General features: G+C 65.9%; 19 protein-coding genes and 1 pseudogene. 7 read left to right on the forward strand and 13 right to left on the reverse strand.

Going from position 1 to position 17,351, the window contains the following annotated elements; translation table 11 throughout:
- From paaC to ACP7AX_RS18540, 11 genes and pseudogenes are all read right to left on the reverse strand, one after another.
- Positions 1-849, reverse strand: a complete 849-nt coding sequence (paaC, locus tag ACP7AX_RS18490) for a 1,2-phenylacetyl-CoA epoxidase subunit PaaC (protein ID WP_426228605.1) — start codon at positions 847-849, stop codon at positions 1-3.
- A gap of 47 nt (positions 850-896) precedes the next feature.
- Positions 897-1,286: a 1,2-phenylacetyl-CoA epoxidase subunit PaaB gene (gene paaB / locus ACP7AX_RS18495; RefSeq protein WP_131683750.1), complete on the reverse strand. Its 390-nt coding sequence runs from the start codon at positions 1,284-1,286 to the stop codon at positions 897-899.
- Positions 1,283-2,257, reverse strand: coding sequence for a 1,2-phenylacetyl-CoA epoxidase subunit PaaA (gene paaA, locus ACP7AX_RS18500; protein WP_426228568.1), 975 nt, complete (start codon positions 2,255-2,257; stop codon positions 1,283-1,285). Before paaA ends, paaB begins: the two co-directional genes overlap by 4 nt.
- A gap of 162 nt (positions 2,258-2,419) precedes the next feature.
- A complete protein-coding gene (locus tag ACP7AX_RS18505) occupies positions 2,420-3,607 on the reverse strand; it encodes an FAD-dependent monooxygenase (protein ID WP_426228569.1) in 1,188 nt (395 codons plus the stop codon).
- A 347-nt stretch (positions 3,608-3,954) separates the two neighbouring features.
- Positions 3,955-4,059, reverse strand: a pseudogene (locus tag ACP7AX_RS18510) (four-helix bundle copper-binding protein); the annotation flags it as partial.
- Positions 4,060-4,189: 130 nt separating this feature from the next.
- On the reverse strand, positions 4,190-4,669 hold the full coding sequence (locus tag ACP7AX_RS18515; protein ID WP_426228570.1) for a hypothetical protein: 480 nt from the start codon (positions 4,667-4,669) through the stop codon (positions 4,190-4,192).
- A gap of 69 nt (positions 4,670-4,738) precedes the next feature.
- Complete coding sequence (locus ACP7AX_RS18520) at positions 4,739-6,076, reverse strand: DUF2254 domain-containing protein (RefSeq protein ID WP_426228571.1); 1,338 nt, start codon at positions 6,074-6,076, stop codon at positions 4,739-4,741.
- 143 nt (positions 6,077-6,219) lie between these two features.
- Positions 6,220-7,143, reverse strand: a complete 924-nt coding sequence (locus ACP7AX_RS18525; protein WP_426228572.1) for a nucleotidyltransferase family protein — start codon at positions 7,141-7,143, stop codon at positions 6,220-6,222.
- Between the two features lie 6 nt (positions 7,144-7,149).
- A complete protein-coding gene (locus tag ACP7AX_RS18530; protein ID WP_426228574.1) occupies positions 7,150-8,685 on the reverse strand; it encodes a polysaccharide biosynthesis tyrosine autokinase in 1,536 nt (511 codons plus the stop codon).
- A 90-nt stretch (positions 8,686-8,775) separates the two neighbouring features.
- The gene (locus tag ACP7AX_RS18535; RefSeq protein WP_426228576.1) at positions 8,776-9,954 is read right to left on the reverse strand and encodes an ATP-binding protein; all 1,179 of its coding nucleotides are present in this window, start codon (positions 9,952-9,954) and stop codon (positions 8,776-8,778) included.
- Between the two features lie 431 nt (positions 9,955-10,385).
- On the reverse strand, positions 10,386-11,240 hold the full coding sequence (locus ACP7AX_RS18540; RefSeq protein ID WP_426228578.1) for a CPBP family intramembrane glutamic endopeptidase: 855 nt from the start codon (positions 11,238-11,240) through the stop codon (positions 10,386-10,388).
- Positions 11,241-11,705: 465 nt separating this feature from the next.
- Here ACP7AX_RS18540 and ACP7AX_RS18545 point away from each other — a divergent pair, with 465 nt between their 5' ends.
- Together ACP7AX_RS18545 and ACP7AX_RS18550 are read left to right on the forward strand one after the other, a co-directional pair.
- Positions 11,706-11,963 carry a hypothetical protein gene (locus ACP7AX_RS18545; RefSeq protein WP_426228580.1) on the forward strand — a complete coding sequence of 86 codons (258 nt, stop codon included), beginning with the start codon at positions 11,706-11,708 and terminating at the stop codon, positions 11,961-11,963.
- Entirely contained in the window at positions 11,963-12,412 is a 450-nt protein-coding gene (locus ACP7AX_RS18550; protein ID WP_426228582.1) for a hypothetical protein, read from the forward strand. Before ACP7AX_RS18545 ends, ACP7AX_RS18550 begins: the two co-directional genes overlap by 1 nt.
- A gap of 63 nt (positions 12,413-12,475) precedes the next feature.
- On the opposite strand, the gene ACP7AX_RS18555 is transcribed toward ACP7AX_RS18550, so the two are convergent.
- The gene (locus ACP7AX_RS18555) at positions 12,476-14,011 is read right to left on the reverse strand and encodes an alkaline phosphatase D family protein (protein ID WP_426228584.1); all 1,536 of its coding nucleotides are present in this window, start codon (positions 14,009-14,011) and stop codon (positions 12,476-12,478) included.
- 185 nt (positions 14,012-14,196) lie between these two features.
- Between ACP7AX_RS18555 and ACP7AX_RS18560 the strand changes: the two genes are divergently transcribed.
- From ACP7AX_RS18560 to ACP7AX_RS18575, 4 genes are all read left to right on the forward strand, one after another.
- Positions 14,197-14,628, forward strand: coding sequence for a hypothetical protein (locus ACP7AX_RS18560; RefSeq protein ID WP_426228586.1), 432 nt, complete (start codon positions 14,197-14,199; stop codon positions 14,626-14,628).
- A 108-nt stretch (positions 14,629-14,736) separates the two neighbouring features.
- Entirely contained in the window at positions 14,737-14,949 is a 213-nt protein-coding gene (locus tag ACP7AX_RS18565) for a hypothetical protein (RefSeq protein WP_426228588.1), read from the forward strand.
- Between the two features lie 36 nt (positions 14,950-14,985).
- Entirely contained in the window at positions 14,986-15,720 is a 735-nt protein-coding gene (locus ACP7AX_RS18570; RefSeq protein ID WP_426228590.1) for a GAF and ANTAR domain-containing protein, read from the forward strand.
- A 23-nt stretch (positions 15,721-15,743) separates the two neighbouring features.
- A complete protein-coding gene (locus ACP7AX_RS18575; protein WP_426228592.1) occupies positions 15,744-16,124 on the forward strand; it encodes a VOC family protein in 381 nt (126 codons plus the stop codon).
- Positions 16,125-16,130: 6 nt separating this feature from the next.
- Here the strand turns inward: ACP7AX_RS18575 and ACP7AX_RS18580 are convergent, their stop codons facing one another.
- The gene (locus tag ACP7AX_RS18580; RefSeq protein ID WP_426228594.1) at positions 16,131-16,277 is read right to left on the reverse strand and encodes a hypothetical protein; all 147 of its coding nucleotides are present in this window, start codon (positions 16,275-16,277) and stop codon (positions 16,131-16,133) included.
- A 101-nt stretch (positions 16,278-16,378) separates the two neighbouring features.
- Between ACP7AX_RS18580 and ACP7AX_RS18585 the strand changes: the two genes are divergently transcribed.
- Complete coding sequence (locus tag ACP7AX_RS18585; protein WP_426228596.1) at positions 16,379-17,212, forward strand: ANTAR domain-containing protein; 834 nt, start codon at positions 16,379-16,381, stop codon at positions 17,210-17,212.
- The last annotated feature ends 139 nt before the right edge of the window (positions 17,213-17,351 follow it).

The raw sequence follows: 17,351 nt of genomic DNA on the forward strand, positions 1-17,351 counted from the left end.
TCACCAGCTTGCTCCGGGGTGTTCGCGGGCCAGCACCTGCATCTCGGCGAGGATGTAGCCGAGGTGTTCGGAGTGTTCGCCCTTGCGGCCGCCGCCGGGTGCCGGGGGCACGTCCGGGACGTCCAGCTCGGCTTCGGTGAGGATCTCGCCGGTCAAGCGGTCAAACTCTGCGCGTAGTGATGACGGCCGGACGGCTGCGCCTGTTTCCGCCAGGCGGGTGGTCAGTTCGTCGTCCCGGAAGAGCTCTTCGACGTATGGCCACATCAATTTCAGGCCATGCATCATCCGGCGGCGGGACTCGTCCGTGCCGCCGGCCAGGCGGAGGACCCACTGGGCACTGTGGTCCCGGTGGTAGTCCACTTCCTTCACGGCCTTGGCGGCGATCGCGGCCAGGGTGGCATCGGTGGACTTGGTCAGCCTGCTGTACAGCGCGAACTGGTAGTAGCTCACCACGAACTGCCGCGCGATGGTGGCGGCGAAATCGCCGTTGGGCTGCTCGAAGATTTGGATGGACCGGAACTCGTGCTCGCGGCGGAAGTACGCCAGTTCGTCCTCGGTCTTGTCCCAGGCGCCGCCGGCGTAGGTGAGGAAGGAGCGGGCGTGGCCCAGCTGGTCCAGGGCGATGTTGCCCAGGGCCACGTCCTCCTCCAGCTCGGGTGCACGGGAAATCCAGTGGCCCAGCCGCTGGGCCAGAATCAGGGCGTCATCGCCCACGCGCAGGGCAAACTCGGCCACGTCCTCGCTGGGCCGGGCCAGGCCGGTGCGGACCTCCAAGGCGATGTCCTCGGGGCGCAGGGCGTTGCCGGGGGTGATGCGGGTGGCGCTGGCGTTGCTGTCGCCGCCGGCCATGCCGGTGGAGATATCGCCGTGGCCGTGCGTCTCTGTTGCTTCGGGGATCACAGGTGCTTCACCCCTTCGCTCTTGGTGTAGTAGGTGGCGTGGCGGTAGTCCTTGCCCTGCGGAGATTCGAAGAAGGCACCCTTGGAGTCAGGATCGCTGGCGGCGATGGCATCGGCCGGGACTACCCAGATGGACACGCCCTCATTGCGGCGGGTGTAGAGATCGCGGGCGTTGCGCAGGGCCATGGCGGCGTCCGGCGCGTGCAGGGAACCGGCGTGGACGTGGCTCAGGCCGCGGCTGGACCGGACAAAGACCTCCCACAGGCCCCAGCCCTGGCGGTGGCCGGCATGGGTTTCCGCGGCCGGGCCTGCTGAAACCTTTTCTGCCTCGCGGTTGATTTCGGTGGCCGAGCTGGCCGGGACTTCCGGGTTGCCGTGGGGGCTCATGCTGCGTATTCCTTCGTCTCCATTGACTGTTTTGCCCGCTGTTTGTCTGCGTACGCAGCCGCTGCCTCGCGGACCCAGGCGCCGTCGTCGTGCGCTTCCCGCCGGCGTTCCAGCCGCTGGGCGTTGCAGGGACCGCGGCCGGCCAGGACCTCGTGGAACTCGTCCCAGTCCAGCGGGCCGTGCTCCCACTTCTTGGTCTCTTCGTTGAAGCGGATCTGGTCATCCGGAAGCTTGAGGCCCAGAACCTTGACCTGCTCGGCCATCATGCCCACGAACCGGTGGCGGAGTTCATCGTTGCTGAAGCGCTTGATGTTCCAGGCCATGGACTGCTTGGAGTTGGGCGAATCGTCATCCGGCGGGCCGAACATCATCAGGGCGGGGGCGTACCAGCGGTTCACGGCGTCCTGCGCCATCTCGCGCTGCTCCGGGGTGCCGTTGGCGAGTTCCAGCAGGATCTCGAAGCCCTGACGCTGGTGGAAGGATTCTTCCTTGCAGACCCGGACCATGGCCCGGCCGTAGGGGCCGTAGGAGGCGCGGCACAGCGGCACCTGGTTGGCGATGGCGGCGCCGTCCACCATCCAGCCTATGGCGCCCATGTCCGCCCAGGTGCGGGCGGGGTAATTGAAGATGGACGAGTAGCGGGCCTTGCCGGCGATGAGGGCGTCCATCATGTCGTCGCGGCTCTGGCCGAGCGTTTCCGCGGCGGAGTACAGGTACAGCCCGTGGCCGGCCTCGTCCTGGACCTTGGCCATGAGGATGGCCTTGCGCTTCAGGCTCGGCGCGCGGGAAATCCAGTTGGCCTCCGGCTGCATGCCGATGATCTCCGAGTGGGCATGCTGGGAGATCTGGCGCAAGAGGGTCTTGCGGTAGGCCGGCGGCATCCAGTCTTTGGGCTCGATCCGTGAATCATCGGCGATCACACGGTCAAAGTTGGCCTGGCCTTCGGCATCGCTCAGGGCGGTGGCTTCCATGATTGCTCCTATGCACGGTCATCGTGGACTGAATTATTTACCGACCGTTCGTTCAGGATATGTGGAAGCCGCTGGAAGCGTCAAGGAAGAGGCCCGGGGACGCACGTTTTGCGGGCGGCGCCGTTTGGCCAGCGGCGCACCGGCGCCGGGTGCGGCAATGGTCTATTTGGCGATCCTCCCCACGATCTGCCGGGCCACCAACCGGTCGATCCCCGGCAGATGGGTGGCCCGTATGATCCACCGACGCAGGAGGCGCTGGGTCCGGTTGGCCGGGAGGAAGGATGCCGCGGCGCGCCTCCCGGCTGCTTGGGCCTCCTCCACCACAGGCCGCCACCGCCGCTCGAACTCGGCGAGCGCCGGGCTGATCTCCCCGGGTGAGGCGACGGCTCCCAGGAGGTCCCCCAACAGCGCGGCACCCGCGATTGCGAGCGAGCCTCCCTGGCCCGCGAGGAGCGAGACGGCCCCACCCGCGTCCCCCACGAGAACGGTCCGTCCACGCTGCCAGCGGGGCATGACAATCTGCGCCACGACGTCGTCATACGGGTGCTCCGGGCACAGGCCAAGCACCCGGTCTATAGCTTGGCCGAGTCCGGCGAACTCCCGGCGCAGCCGCGCCCGCGGACTCCCGGCCGGCAGGTGGCCCGGTCCGCCCGCGACATCCCTGTAGACCAGGAATGCCGCTACCTCATCCGTGCGGAGGCTGTAGAGCCCGGCCATCCTGCCGATGCTGTCGGTGAGAACGAACCGGTTCCGGAAACGGGCATTCAGGACCGGCTCGGAGACGATGAACGCCGCAGCGCGCATCCCCATGGGGCGCAGGAATTCCTCTTCGGGACCGAAGACCTGTGCGCGCACTCCGGAATGGATGCCGTCAGCACCGATGAGGACGTCCGCGGCGAACGTCACCTCCGTTGAGCCGTTGATGGCCACCCGCACGCCGTCACCATCACCCCATATCTGGGTCACCCGCGCCCCGTAGCGCACCCGCACACGGCCCGGGGCCACGTCCTCAAGCGCAGCAAGGGCTGCCCGTTCCAGATCGGGCCGCAGCAGGCTCAGGACCTTCCCGCCGGCAAGCCGGGCGAACTGGCCGTAGTCGAGGCTGGACGTGGGGCGCCCGGCTGCATCAACATACTCAAGTGCCTCGACGCGGTAGGCCACCGCCGCGAGCCGTGGAAAGAGACCGATCCGTTCTGCCGCCTCCACGCCCGGGCCGAAAAAGTCCATCATGTAACCGTCAGGGCGCGGAGCGGCCGATTTCTCGAGCACCTCGACGTCCCAGCCGGCAGCACCCAGCTGGCGGGCGGCGACGAGGCCCGCAATGCCTGCCCCGACAACCACCGCCTTCATGTCCTGCCTCCTCCGCCCGCCAGTGCCTCCGGGATGCCACGCGTGTGGCTGCGGACCCGTCTGCCACGGCCCGGGTCAGTCCTGGCGTTGATCGAAGCTGAACCCGCACGCGCACCGGTAAGTCAGCGGGCCGCCGTCGTTCCTTCCTGCATACCCTTCATCCGGCCGCGCCGGATCCATACGTAGCAGCTGCATGGGCTCACCGCAATGCATGTGTGATGCGAGCATCCGGCGCAGTAGCGGATCCTCTGAGTGGCTCCCCCGCGCTGCACCCTTTAGCAGTTCCTTGTGCCGTGCACGGGCTGCCCGGGACATCTGTGAATGTGTCATCTCCGCCGCCTCCCTGCTCAGCCCAGCGAGGCGAGGAGTTCGGCGCATGCCTGCTCACACCGTCTGCAGGCTTCGGCGCACACGTTGCAAGGGCGGTGCATCGAGGCGTGCTGCGCGCATTCCACGAGCTTTTCCTTATTGATGCTCCCCAGGTCCTGAGGGTAAGCGTCCAGCATGGACTGTACATGTGTCATTGGTTTCTCTTTCCAGGTCAAATAAGCAGGGGTCAGCAAAGCGGAACAAAAGCCGCTTTTACGTCCTGCTGATGGAAAGTTCAACAGCGGTCAGGCCCGGCAGATCCGGCTCCGGAGGCACCGCGCTGGAAAGCATCCAGTCCCCGGGCAGGCGGTGGGTCAAGGACGGCGGATCCACTGCACTGGTCCGCACGGGAGCGGGTTCGCCGCGAGGAGCATGGCGCCGTTCGGAGTCTTGCTCCAGAGCGACAGGTTCGATGGAAGGGCCCACCTCGTGGACCGCGCTGACAGCCTGGGACACCGGGGCTGGAACCTCATCAGGAGCGGGTGCGCTTTCCGCCGGGGCAGGCACTTCCTCAACGCACCGTTCACCCGTTGACTGATACTGGCTGTGGCCGGGAACGAGTTGATAGCGGCTGCCGTGAGTGTAGGAGGCGGCTCCGGTCAGCACGAGAGTCAGCAGGAGCCACACAAAGGCGCTTCGCAGCGTGGTGACGCCGCGAAGGATTCCTGATGAAGACGCACTCTGCGTGGACATTCCCACTTCCTGATGGACAGCGTCTTATCAGCCTAACCTCAGGCCTCCGGCATGTTCGTCACGAATGCATTACTCTTGCGCGCCAACCCGCGCGGCCACGGCGTCGGCCTGATCAAGCAGGATCTTCCGTTCGGACTGCAAATAATCGGCCTTCCCGATCGCCAGGCGCATGCGGCACAGGTGGTCTGAGATCTCCGCGCGGTACTCCCCCTTCCGGTCGCACCAGGCAAGCTCCAGGAGGAGTCCAAGGAGGCGGCCCGCGACAGCCGAATCTGCGGCTCCGTACTGCCGCGGCTGGTTCATGGCCAGATCGAGGAAATCGCGGAGCGCCGGGAGGGAAAGCACCACCCTGACCCGCCCCTCTTTGTCCGTCAGCTGTTCGGGCCCAAGGTTTACCACCGCCAGCCTGCACAGCAGGACGGCGAGGTGCCCGATCACGTGAACGGCAGTGGTTGGATCGTTGATCCCCGGCGAGAGGGCACGTACGGCGACATCAACCAGCTGGCGGAACCCGAATCCGACGTCCTGGACGTTGGTGCGTTCAAACCCGGTCGCCACAGCAGCGTTGGCGGCCTTGGCCAGCTTTTCCCGGACTGCGGGCGTGAATGTCATGCCCGTTGCCACGGGCCAGGCGGTAGCGAAGGGAACGCCCTGCACCAGGGAGCTGCCCGGCTCCCGGTCGATGCGCAGCACGGCTCCGGATTCTTCCGCAGCCTCCTTCAGTGCGGTTACATCAATAGAGGTCAGAAAGCCTGAGGACGTGGACTCGATGACATAACTGCCGGGCCCGGGGACCGGCGCGGGCCCAAGGGAGGCCCGGTCCTCGGGGAAAACCCGGCCGATGGTTTCCTGGGTTTCAACGTTGACCCTCCGCAGCATGGTTTCCACTCGGATTTCACGGGTGAGATGTGCCAGGAAGAGCACGAGCCCGATGACACTGGCTATGGCGAGCACGAAAGCAACGGTCACGGAGATTTCCGGTACGAAGGAAGCGTTTCCGTTCCCTTCTTCGCGGACGCTCCGCAGGACGGTCAAGGCGAAGGCAAAGGCAGCCAGGAAGAGGGCCAGGGTCCCGTGGACAAACCTGTCCGAGATGAACGTCCGCAGCAGCCGGGGCGAAAACTGGCTGCTGGCAAGCTGCAGGGTGACCACAGTCAGCGAAAAGGTCAACGACGTCACCGTAATCAGAGACCCGGAAATGGCCTGCAGGACTGATCTGGCGGCCTCCGGCCCTCCGCTGAAGAGAAAAACTGCCACGCTTTCAGGCAGCTGCCCGTCAACTGAAGCATCGACCGCAGGCAGCACAGTCCCCATCAGGACGGCCAAGGCAACAGCCAACGCCGGAAGCGGCCAGAGCTGCGTCCGGATTTCGTCCAGCCACTGCGCGCGGCGGCGGGCCCTCAGCAACAGCGGGCCTTCATCCAGGCTGCTTCGCCCATAGTTCCCACTCCTTTGCGAAGAACGGATGCCGGCCGGCAGTTCCTCACAGAGTCTTTCACGCCTACTTGAGGCTGGCCGGACCACTCGTGAAGAGCATACTGCTGAAAAAGCTACCTATCGGCGGGGCGGCCGGCTTGACTGAGGTCCTTCACGATCCGGGGTGCCGCGCGCAGGAACCGTACCCACCGGTCCCGGTGCTGGCCGAGCCGGCCGCGGAAGGACATGTCCGCATAGATGTCACGGGATAGGTGGACTTCACGCACCGGAAGAACCGCACGGAACAGCATCCTTGGCTTGTCCTTCAGTGGAGCTTGGGCGAGGGCGATGAGGCGGGCACTCCCCGGCTCTCTGGCCATCAAGCGGTTGCGCCATTCCGTGGAGGCCTCGGGCCAGTCCACCGTCTCTGCCTCGGCCTCGGGAAGGAGGTCCTCAAGGAAGGGGCGTATGGCGGCAAGTGAGCCTGTGGCTGCCGAGATGTCCAGAATTGCCCCTGCGTGCGAATCCTTTTTTGTGACTTCCGCGAGAAATTCGAGTTCCTGCCGGCACGCCGGCAACTGGGTCGAGCGCAGGGAATGCAGTGCCAGGATCAGGATGCCCAGCGGCTTTGCGGGAACGCGGACGTTCTGGCCTGCAACTTCAAGGTCCTCGGTGTTGGCCCACATCCGTTCGTAGGCGTCGGCGGGATCATTCTCCATCCCCGGGAACCGGAAGTGGACGTCGATGCAGCACGGCCACTCCGGGTGGTCGACAGTGACCGAGTGCTTGGGAAAGGTGGTGCTGTCCGGATCCACGGGGCGCTCCCGCCAGCCACGCTCCTTTAGGCCGCCGACCATGGCCTCCAAATCGGCCGGCGCCACAAAAACATCCACGTCAGCCGAAACCTTGGGCAGGCGCAGCCCCTGAAGCACGCTCGCCGGACCCTTGATGAAGAAGGCCCGGATCCCCAAGCTGTCCGCTACGCGTGACACCAATGCGTGGCCCAGGAGGACGGCCTCAGGGATGCTCAGTTGCGTCTTGTCGGCCTGGTTCTCCATCTTGGCCTAACCGCGCGCCCGGCGGCCGACGGCAGCGAGCTCGGGCTCAGCCTCAGCAGTTGGAGCCGTTGCGGAGGTGTAGGTTCCGTAGTAGGAGTAGGCGTCCGTTCCGCGGGTGGGGACGTAGTTCAGGACGGCGCCCAGGATGCGGCCCTTGACCTTGTCCAGGTTTCCCAGCGACTGAGCCAGCTGCTCCTGGGTGGTCCGGCCAGACCGAATGACCACAATGGCACCGTCCGCCGCGCGGGAGAGGACCGCCGCATCCGTGACAGGAAGCAGCGGAGGAGCGTCGATCAGGACGATTGCGTTCTCGGCCAGGGTGTTGAGCATGTTCTTCATGGCCTGCGATCCCAGCAGTTCGCTGGGGTTCGGCGGAATGCGGCCGGAGCCGAGGACCGCGAGGTTCGGCAGGGCACCCCAGGGCTGAAGCACATCGGCGAGCTCCGCAGTGCCGGTAAGAACATCCGTGACCCCGACTCCCGGAACCAGGTTGAAAACGTCCACCAGGGTGGGGCGGCGGAGGTCGCCGTCGACCACTACAACGTTCTCCCCGGCTGCGGCCAGAGTGACAGCCAGGTTGGCCGTGACGGTGGACTTGCCTTCTGCCTGCACGGAGCTGGTCACCACGATGATCCGCGGCGGCTGGTCCACATCAAGGAAGCTGAGGTTGGTGCGCAGTTCGCGGAGGGCCTCGGGCATTGCCCCGCCGGCGTCGTGGACTTCCTCAGCAGTACCGGCGTCAAGGATGGTGCTTTTCTCGTCCAGGCGGTGGTCCACGGGCAGGGTGCCGATCACGGGGACGCCGAAGAGCCGCTCGATTTCGGTGGAGTTGCGGAGGCGCCGGTCCAGGTGCCGGCGGACCAGCGCATAAGCCACGCCGAGGGCCAGGCCCACGAGCGCGCCCAACGCCAGGGTGAGCTTGACGTTGGGGGAAACGGGACTCGTGGGGAGCACTGCCTTGCCCAACGGAAGCACCCGCACAGCCGACGCCGGGGCGGCGGCTGGAGTGCCGGCGTCGGGCCCTGCTGCGGCACCGGGCTCAACAACAGTCTCGGCGGGAGGTGCAGTTTCGATCGCTTCCACCTGGGCGGCGAGGCCGTTGACCCAGGCATCGGCCACGCGCTGGGCGGTGGCCGGGTCCGTGGACTGGGCGGTCACGCGGATCTCGGCGGTGTCCAGCGGGACCTTCACGCTGATGGTGCCGAGCAGGGCGTCCGCAGTAGTTTTCAGCTCCAGGGAGGCGATGACGCGGTCCGCCACGAGCCGCGACTTGGCCACGGACTCGTAGTTCTTGACCTTTGCCTTGGCCAGGCTGTCGCCGGCGAGTGAGAGGCTCACGTTGTCCGAGCCCGGCGTCACCACAATCCCGCTGGAATCGGACGAGTAGATCTTGGGCTGCACAACGGTCCAGCCGAACGCCGCCAGCGTGGCCAGGAGGGTGAAGGCGGTGATGGCCTTCCAGTACGTCCGGACCACCCGGAGGTAGTCCGATAGGTCCAGGCCGGCGGGGGCTTCCCCGGGGGTGGCTGTGGTGACGCTCAAGATGGTTCCTTCCACTCAAAGTTTGTGTGTTCCGGCCCGGTCTTCGTTGCCGGGTCATTGCATCGAGTGGTCCCCCACGCGCCTTGGCGGCTAGCGGCCGCCGTTTTTCAAGACTGCTTTTCCGACGAGCTGTTCCGTGGCCTTTACGACGGCGGCCCGGTAGCCTTCCGGGCGGCCGTGGACTCTTGCGACTTCTTCCGCGAGTTGGTCCATTGGTATTGCCCTTTTCGTGGCGTCCCAGATGGCGGGGCCGATTCCGCTCAGCCGCACGATCTCGTCTTCCAGCATCACCAGGAGGTCGCCGTCGATGGTGACGGCGTCTTTGGCTGGTGCGCGGCGGATGTGGTTTTCCGGGGTGGGTCCGGGTTCTTGCGCTTCGGTGGCTGCTGCTGCCCACTTAGGCTTGGACTTCAGCTGGTTCCGGAACAGCGGCGCCAGTGCCGCCGGCAGGTCCGACGCTTCCGAGTAGGTCACCTGCCAGACTCCCCCGACGCTGTCGATCAGGCGGCATAGCGACTGCAGCGGCTCCTCGATCGCGCCCTGCGAGGACGAATCCGGGATCAGGGCGAGCACGGCGTCGGCCAGAGGTACCTTGGTCAGCATTGGCGCGGCGCCGGTTTCCACCCGGTCCAACAGGACGATGGACTGGATGAAGGGCTTGGCGGGTGCCGGCTGGAGGCCGAGCCGGTCCGGTCCCACCTGGCGCTTGGGCTTGCCGGACCCCTGCTTCACGGACAGCGGCTTGGGGTAGGGAACGATTGAGCCGTCGGGGTGGATGGCTACGGTTTCGTCCGTCACGTACCCGTAGGTCCTGGCCAGCAGCGAGGCCGCCGTGGTCTTGCCGGTCCCGGACTTGGCCACGAGCGCCACCACCGCACCCGTGGCCGGATCCGCGACTCCGCAGGCGTGGAGCATCATGAGCTCCCCCGCGTTGGCCAAGATGGCGGCGACGGTGAGCCGGGACGTGAGGTTCTCAGCCAGCTCCTCAAAGGAGGCGGCCTGCAGGAGGAAAGTGCCGCCGTCGTGCGTTGGGGTCCTGTACTCGACGGAGGCCGAGTAAGGCTGGTCCGCGTTGGGTTCGTCCGGCAGCGGCGGAGCCAGGGGCGTTTCAGTGGTGGTGCACCTTGTCCAGGCCGACCGCATGCTGTCCTGCTGCTCGGGTGTGACCTTGCTGCCCCAGCGAACGGCGAACTGCACGCCCACCGGGGCCAGTTCCATCGAACTTGGTGCCGCCGCCACCGATCTTGAAGTACTGAGGCGTCGCACCATTGAGCCACGTCGCGGTTGCGCTTATCGCTCCCGTCGACGCCGAAGCTGGCGGAACCGCAACAGCGGTCACGAGAACCGGTACCGACCACGCCACACCCTTGACAACCCTGCGGCGGCTGAAGCTGGCTGCTTCGCTGTTCGCGACCTTTGCGTTCGTAGTCTTAGACAATTGCGTCCCCGTATCGTTTCAACTGCGGCCAGCCCTGTTGGACGGACAGCGTGCTTTGGCCGCGTTTTCCCGGCCCTGCCCACTCTTACGAACGGCACTTAAGGTTCCGTCAAACTAATTGCAAGATTGAGTCAATATTCGCTGTGAACGGCCGTTGAGGTTCTGCGAACGATGAACGGCGCGTTTTCGCAGCGCTCATGTCACCCCTGGCGCTCACCTGCTGCGGACCGGGGTCACAGCAAAACGATCGTGTCGATAGATCTCAGACCTGGTCCCGAGAGTCTGCTTCCGCCGGGACCGCACTGCCTGGGGAGGAGAGGCCCAGCCGTCCTCGGGTCAGGACCGCCACCACCGCCATGAGCGCTCCGAACGTCAACGCCGAGATCAGGTAGTACATGGTGATGGTCGGCCCATCTGCGGAACCGCTGAACATCCGGATGATCAGTCCCCCTGTGGCGTTCTGCGCCCCATGGAGAAGCATCACGATCAGGACACTGCCGTTGGTGGAGTTGTAGGCCCACGCCAGGACGAAACCGTTGACGACTGTGGCCAGCAGATGGGCGACGGTCTCGCTGGGATTTTGCACGAACAGGGCGTTCGGCAGGTGCCAGAGCGCCCAGATCACCGAAACGATCAGCGCGGCAAGCAAGGGCGGATATCGCCGGTTGGCAGCGGGCTGGGCATACCCCCGCCATCCGGGCTCCTCGGCCAGCCCGGTAAAGAAGGCAATGCTCAGAATGCCCAGCGGCAACAGAGTGTAGAGCAGCGCCCAGTTCTGCCCCAGGGCTGCAGCCGTTGCCCCGGGAAGGAAGACCCAGGTCGCAGCGATCCCCAGAATCGGGACAGCAAGAAAGACGAACGCGTACCACAGGGGGTGGACCCGCCACCGGACAAGGCTCCGCGCCAGCTCCTTCACGCCACGCGCACCCTGACTCAGGGCAAGGACCACCACGGCAGCAATCAGCGGGCCCGCGGCAGCAACCTGGTTCATCACGGCCGCCAGGGCTCCGTCAGGGTCCAGAACGCCCGCCTGGGTCCCGAAAAATCCGCCGACCAATAGTGGCCACGCGATCCCGTAGGCGAGCACCGTGTATGCGAGTAGCCCGTGTCTGGCCACCCAGCGCCGGAGCTTACCGCCCCCGGCGTCCGTCCCCTCCCGGGAACCAGGAGGTTGGCGTGGTGGATGGAATTGAGGGGCCACGAGACTGTTCTCCTTCGAACTCGTTTCAAGCCCTGACCTGCGGTTCCTCGCCCCCGGCTGCTTCTCATGTTGCCCGTCTGACGAAGCAGAATCAAGCATGAATGTCCACGATCACGGACACGTCCCGGCTACGAGCTCCAAAGGAAATGTGGCCGAAAAGATTCGACGTCCACAGCCCCCGAGGTGCCGCGGCCCCGTTGCGCGTTGGGCGAACAGGCGGACCGGGCCGCGCTATATACAAGCAGCGAGCAGTGGATGTAAATTCGGTTGACGGGACTTATCCGCATCGGCGGCGTCCCCTTACCCGGTCCTTCTGCATAGACCGCGGGAAGCTGCTGTAGCATCGCGGCGGCACAGGATGCAGGCATGGAATGAGCCACAATGTCCACCTCGCACTACCAGCATTTCCTCGATGAAGCCACCATTTTCGATCCAACCAGCGACTGCCCCCTCGGCCCTGACTGCCTCTACGGGCTGTATGTCAGCTGGTGCCTCCTCAAGGGCTTCCATCCACACTCCGACGCGGCATTCCGCGCCGCCATGGAACGGTCCGGGATCGACATGAGTGACAGCAAACTCATGATGCACGGCCCCGCTGCGGCCGAGTACATCCTGGCCAGCTACCCGGCCGTGGCCTGATGACCGTAAGGGCGGACGACGACACCCTCTCGCAGAGTCCGCCGCCGGACCCGCTGAAGTGTTTGACCTGCGGGAACGGCGACACTCTGGAAATCACCGCCATAGACGCGCTCGACGCCGGCTCCCCCTTTGCGGGGTCGCCCTTCATGGTGGCGGTGACGTTCACCTGCAGTGAGTGCGGGGTTCCCTGCACCCGCGACGCCGACGTTTCGGAGGTGGCCCGGATCCTCAACCGGCCCGGCAACACCCCTGAGGTGCTGGTGTTCGGCAGCCATTACATCCACTGCGGCCGGCCCATGGCCGCCGTGGGCACCGAACTCCGCAGCGTCCACGGCAGCTACTCGTACCGTCAGGTCCCGGAGGCGCTCAGCGTTTACCTGTCCACCCGGGTCCTGCGGTGCGTCTGCGGGTTCCAGATGGAGATCCCGGACGCCCCGACTCTCCGGTAGCAGGCCTCCCTCCTCGGGCATGGGCGGCCAGCACGGTCGCAGGCCGCCCATATCCCGTAAAGGTCAGACGCGCTGGGCTCCGGCCTGTCCGTTGCGGACCACAAATGAGGCGTCAACGGCAGCCGGTGCAGTTGTGTCCGCGGCGGAAGCCACCACGAGGTAATCGCTGCGGAACTCATCCGGAGTCACCGTACAGCGGGTCCAGCCTCGCTTGTCCGGGTTGATGTACTGCGTGTGCGGGTTGGCTGGCAGGCCGTTCTTGATCGCCTGGGCCCAGCCGCATCCGGAACTGATGGACGTTCCAACGAACTCTGTGCTGACGATCTTCGAGGCCGGGTCCGCGTGGTCGAGCAGGACGTCGTTGACGAACGCGGAGTGCCAGTCACCGCTCAGGATCACCGGGTTGGCCGGGTTCTGCTGGTTGATGAAGTTGGTGAGGCGGTTGCGTGAGACAACGTAGCCGTCCCACTGGTCGTGGTTGACCGAAAGGACCTCGGACGGGTCGTAGTCGTACTGGGCCATCATGGTCTGCTGGGCGAGGACGTTCCAGCGGGCCGATGATGAGCCGAGGCCTTTGAAGAGCCAGTCTTCCTGCGCATCCCCAAGAAAAGTCCGTGATGGGTCGTAGACGTCAGGGTGCTGCGGGCCGCCCGGGAAGTTCTCCGTCAGCTGGTCCGAACGGTACTGGCGGGTGTCCAGGACGTGGAACTTGGCCAGGTTGCCGTAGTCCAGTCCCCGAGAGAGGACCATGTCCGGGCCGGTCGGCCGTTGCGGGCGGCGCAGCGGCGGGTGCTCGTAGTAGGCCTGGAAGGCGTTCGCGCGCAACTGGAGGAAGCGCTGCGGGTGGTTGGATGCCTCGTTGTCCGGCTGGGACACACCGTCGGCCCAGTTGTTTTCAATTTCGTGGTCATCGAAGGTCACCACGAACGGGAAGCGGGCGTGTGCTGCCTGCAGGTCCGGCGAGCTCTTGTACTTTGCATGGTTGTTCCGGAAATCGGCGAGGGTCTCGTGGTTCCTGCCCTCATAGGTGTAGTCGCCCACGTGCACCACCAGGTCGAGGTCCTCTTGCGCCATGGTGCGGTACGCGGCGTAGCGGCCGCCCGCCCACGACTGGCACGAGGCCAGTGCGAAGGTAATTTTTCCCGGGTCCGATCCGGCAGCCGGTGCTGTGCGGGTGTGCCCGACCGGGCTTTCCTCGTTGCCGACGCGGAACCGGAACCAGTAGTCCGCGGAGGGGCGCAGCCCGGCCACTTCCGCATGCACGGAGTGCGCCAGTTCAGGGGTGGCGCTCTCACTGCCTGCCTTGATCACCGTGCGGAATTCCGGGTCGGCGGCAACCTGCCAGCTCACCTGCACCTTGTACGGGGGCATGCCGCCCAGCCCGTCTGCTGCCTGTGGTTCGGGGGCCAGCCGGGTCCACAGCACGACGCCGTCCGGTGTGGGATCACCGGATGCGACGCCCATGGTGAAGGGGTTCTGCGGAAAGCGCGGTTCAGCCCACGCGGGGGCCGTCGAGAAGCCGTAGATGGCTGCTGTCGCGGCCGCGCCCCCGGACAGGGCGAGGAACCGGCGGCGGGATGTGGCAAAAGAACTGGACATGATGTCTCCTCCAAGGATTCGGCTGATGTCCCGCCCCATTCAGCCAGTGCCACCTAAGGGACCGTGAACCCGTGATGAACGGGCCGACAACTGGGCAAAGACAAACTAGCCAACTCCTCGGCAGCCGCAGCCGGTCCGGGGTACTATTGCCGCTCGCTGGGAAGGTCAAACCGGGGGGGACGAAGTTGAGCGAGAACACTGATCAGTCAACGCCACCAACACAGGCCGCACCACCCAAGCTGGACGCCTCGCCGGCACGGATCACCGCCGGCATCCTCTCCACGGTGCTGGGCGTATGGCTGCTCTTCTGTTCGGGCCTGGTATTCCTGGACGTCTATGCATCGTTTACGGATACACGCGCCGTTGCCGCCATCCTCCTCGTCATCGCGCTGGCTACGCTGGTCCTGGGTATCGCGTGCATGGTGCTCGCACGCGACCGCCGTTCCGGGCCCGCCCTGTCACTGGTGGGTGCACTGACCGCCGCGATCATAGCCTCGCTGCTGGTGTACAACGCGTACGGGCTCCTGGTCCTCGTACCGGCACTGCTGCTGGGGCTCCCCTCGATCCTGCTGCTGCTTAATGAGACCCGCAACGTGGTTGAGGCCCGCAACGCCTGACCCGGGTTCCCGTCATCCTGACACGGAGAAATCACCGGATGGAAACACCCCGGCAACCTTCCCGGGGCATGCTGTGACTACGGGGACATCATAAGCAGGGGGCACAGCATGAGCACACAGCAGGCACAGAAGGTAAAACTCCAGCCGGGCGACTACATCGAGGCGTGGCACAACGGCAAGCTTTTCCACCGGGGCCGGGTGACCGACGTCGTACCTTCACTGGAACTGATCTGGATCCGGGACGCGAGGACCGGCACGCGGAAACTGCTGGATCCTGAAGCCCTGGAGATCGTAGTCACCGAGGCTCCCGCGGCTGTTTAGGTGCTTGCGCTGCCGGGCAAGGCCTAGAATTTGGGAATGACTTCTTCGCCTGACCATGAGCTGCTCCTTGAGCTACAGGACCTGATCATCGGCGCTGACTCGGTGGCGGACTTCCTTGGCGGCCTCTCCGCCATTGCCGTGTCCGCTGTCAGCCGGTCCTCCGGGTCCGATATTGAGTGCGGAGTCACGCTCAAACATTCCAAGAAGACCGCCACCGTGGGCGGCAGCAGTCCGCGGGCCATCCACCTGGACAAGATCGAGCAGCGGGTGGGCGACGGTCCGTGCATCCTGGCGCTGAAACTGAAAAAGCCCGTCCTCATGGCCGATGCCCGCACCGATCCGCGCTGGCCCGGCTACCAGAGGTTCCTGGTGGAGGAGGGCTGCCTGAGCGTCCTTGGCGTGCCCATGGAACTGAGTGAAGATGCCAGCGCCGCCCTGAACTTCTTCGCGCCCTCCACCGGAGTGTTCACCGAGGAGATCATCCGCGAGGCTGACCGCTTCGCCCAGATCGCCGGCCGCGCCGTCCGCCTCGCCGTCAGGGTGGGCACCGCCGAGGCCGCCGCGGACGATCTCGCCGCAGCGATGTCCAGCCGCACAGCCATCAACCTCGCGTGCGGGATCGTCATGGGCCAGAACCGCTGCAGCCAGGCCGACGCCATGGCCATCCTGATGAAGGTCTCCAGCCACCGGAACCAGAAGCTTCGCGACGTTGCCGAGGAGATCGTCCTCAAGGTCTCCGGCGAGGAACCCGCCACCTACTTCGACAAGTAGCGCTCCTGCCGTAGGGTGGCCGCATGGAACTCCGACTCGAAGTTGTGCAGGTGCCCGTTTCCGACGTGGACAGGGCCAAGGCCTTCTACACTGACCAGCTGGGCTTCGTGCTCGATCACGACGCCGAACACATCCCGGGGATGCGCGTTGTCCAGCTGACCCCGCCGGGATCAGCCGCGTCGATCGTCATCGGCACCGGCATGAACACCATGGTGCCGGGCAGCCTCGAGGGGCTCCAGCTGGTTGTCCCTGACATGGCTTCGGCGCGCAGCGAACTGCTGGGCCGCGGCGCCCCCATCAGCGAGGTCCAGGACCTGGGCGGCTTCCTGTTCGCCCATTTCAGCGACCCGGACGGCAACCGGTGGGTCATCCAACAGATCCCGCCGAAGGCCGCTTCGGCCTGACGGCTGTTAGATTTGAGCCTCAAGCTCGGCGAGGCTCACACGCGAGCCGTCGTCCTGGGCTTTCGCAGCACGGAAGTCGGCGAGGTCCGCTGCCTCCTCGCGTTGCTCGTCAGGGCTAACGCCCGCAGGCACAGCGCCAGATTCGGTTTCCATGCTTCCATCCTAGGGCCGCTTCAAAAGCGAGTACTCACTACTCGGGCGCCCTCTTGACGGGGTTCATACAATGAATGGATACCGACTCTGGGGGTTGGACCATGCAAACTGAAGCTCAGTTCGTTGTGCGGGACACAGGCGTCCTGTTGAACATCCGCGGGCACTCCGAAGCAGCCTTGGCGCGCTCGCTTGCCCGGGCGGCCGCCTCGATAGCCACAGATCTTGCGGGTTCGCCCGTGGAAAGCACAGTGACACTGCTGCGGCCGGAGGCCACACCCTGCACTGCGGCAACGCACGACGGCGCCGGCGAACTTTCGCGCTGGGAACAACACACCGGGCGGGGCCCCACAGCGCGGGCACTGAACGGCGGATTGTCCATCGTCCTCAACGATCACTGCCAGGATGACCGGTGGCCACCCGGATACCTCACCAACCTCAGAGCCGCCGGCTTCCGGTCCGCCGCGGCCGTCCCGCTGCAGCTCACGCGCGGCTACCGCGCCGCACTGACGTTCTACGCGGTGGAAGCGAACGTGTTCGCCCCGGCTACCGCCGCCCACATCCTGTCCTTCTCCGACGTTGCCGCCAAAAGCCTCACGCTGGCCCTGCAGATCAGGGCTGACCTGGTGCTCTCCGCGGAACTCCGCACCGCGCTCCTCAGCCGCACCGGAATCGACACCGCGTGCGGCGTGGTCATGGGCCAGGACCAGTGCTCCTACGACGAAGCGCTTCTGGCCCTCACCAAGGCAGCCAAAAACCGGGACCTCTCGCTCCGCGAAGTGGCGCAGGGCATCATCCTTTCACTGACCGGCGGGTTGCCGGCTCCGGGCGTTGTGCTGGCCACGCACGCGGTCGAGGCCGCGGACGCGGAGGCGGTCGAAGCCGCGGACGCCGAGGCGGCCCCGCACATCGAACCGGCAGTGATGCAGGAGGCCTGAGGCAGGGGGCTGGGTCCTTGCCTCAGGCGCCAACACAAGCGGGCGCGGGCATGGAGGGTGATGGCCCCGCCCCCGGCGGGGGGGGCGCCGAACGGGGGGGGGTGCCCGCGTCCGCCGGGCTGGGGGGGCCGGGGTCGGC

This window comes from Pseudarthrobacter sp. DSP2-3-2b1, assembly GCF_049895945.1.
In the GTDB taxonomy this organism is placed as follows: Bacteria; Actinomycetota; Actinomycetes; order Actinomycetales; family Micrococcaceae; genus Arthrobacter.

Coding starts and splice junctions, on each gene's coding strand:
- paaC (WP_426228605.1), bottom strand. CDS start 849: ATGGCCGGCGGCGACAGCAACGCCAGCGCCACCCGCATCACCCCCGGC.
- paaB (WP_131683750.1), bottom strand. CDS start 1,286: ATGAGCCCCCACGGCAACCCGGAAGTCCCGGCCAGCTCGGCCACCGAA.
- paaA (WP_426228568.1), bottom strand. CDS start 2,257: ATGGAAGCCACCGCCCTGAGCGATGCCGAAGGCCAGGCCAACTTTGAC.
- ACP7AX_RS18505 (WP_426228569.1), bottom strand. CDS start 3,607: ATGAAGGCGGTGGTTGTCGGGGCAGGCATTGCGGGCCTCGTCGCCGCC.
- ACP7AX_RS18515 (WP_426228570.1), bottom strand. CDS start 4,669: ATGTCCACGCAGAGTGCGTCTTCATCAGGAATCCTTCGCGGCGTCACC.
- ACP7AX_RS18525 (WP_426228572.1), bottom strand. CDS start 7,143: ATGGAGAACCAGGCCGACAAGACGCAACTGAGCATCCCTGAGGCCGTC.
- ACP7AX_RS18535 (WP_426228576.1), bottom strand. CDS start 9,954: ATGGTGCGACGCCTCAGTACTTCAAGATCGGTGGCGGCGGCACCAAGT.
- ACP7AX_RS18545 (WP_426228580.1), top strand. CDS start 11,706: ATGTCCACCTCGCACTACCAGCATTTCCTCGATGAAGCCACCATTTTC.
- ACP7AX_RS18550 (WP_426228582.1), top strand. CDS start 11,963: ATGACCGTAAGGGCGGACGACGACACCCTCTCGCAGAGTCCGCCGCCG.
- ACP7AX_RS18555 (WP_426228584.1), bottom strand. CDS start 14,011: ATGTCCAGTTCTTTTGCCACATCCCGCCGCCGGTTCCTCGCCCTGTCC.
- ACP7AX_RS18565 (WP_426228588.1), top strand. CDS start 14,737: ATGAGCACACAGCAGGCACAGAAGGTAAAACTCCAGCCGGGCGACTAC.
- ACP7AX_RS18570 (WP_426228590.1), top strand. CDS start 14,986: ATGACTTCTTCGCCTGACCATGAGCTGCTCCTTGAGCTACAGGACCTG.
- ACP7AX_RS18575 (WP_426228592.1), top strand. CDS start 15,744: ATGGAACTCCGACTCGAAGTTGTGCAGGTGCCCGTTTCCGACGTGGAC.
- ACP7AX_RS18580 (WP_426228594.1), bottom strand. CDS start 16,277: ATGGAAACCGAATCTGGCGCTGTGCCTGCGGGCGTTAGCCCTGACGAG.
- ACP7AX_RS18585 (WP_426228596.1), top strand. CDS start 16,379: ATGCAAACTGAAGCTCAGTTCGTTGTGCGGGACACAGGCGTCCTGTTG.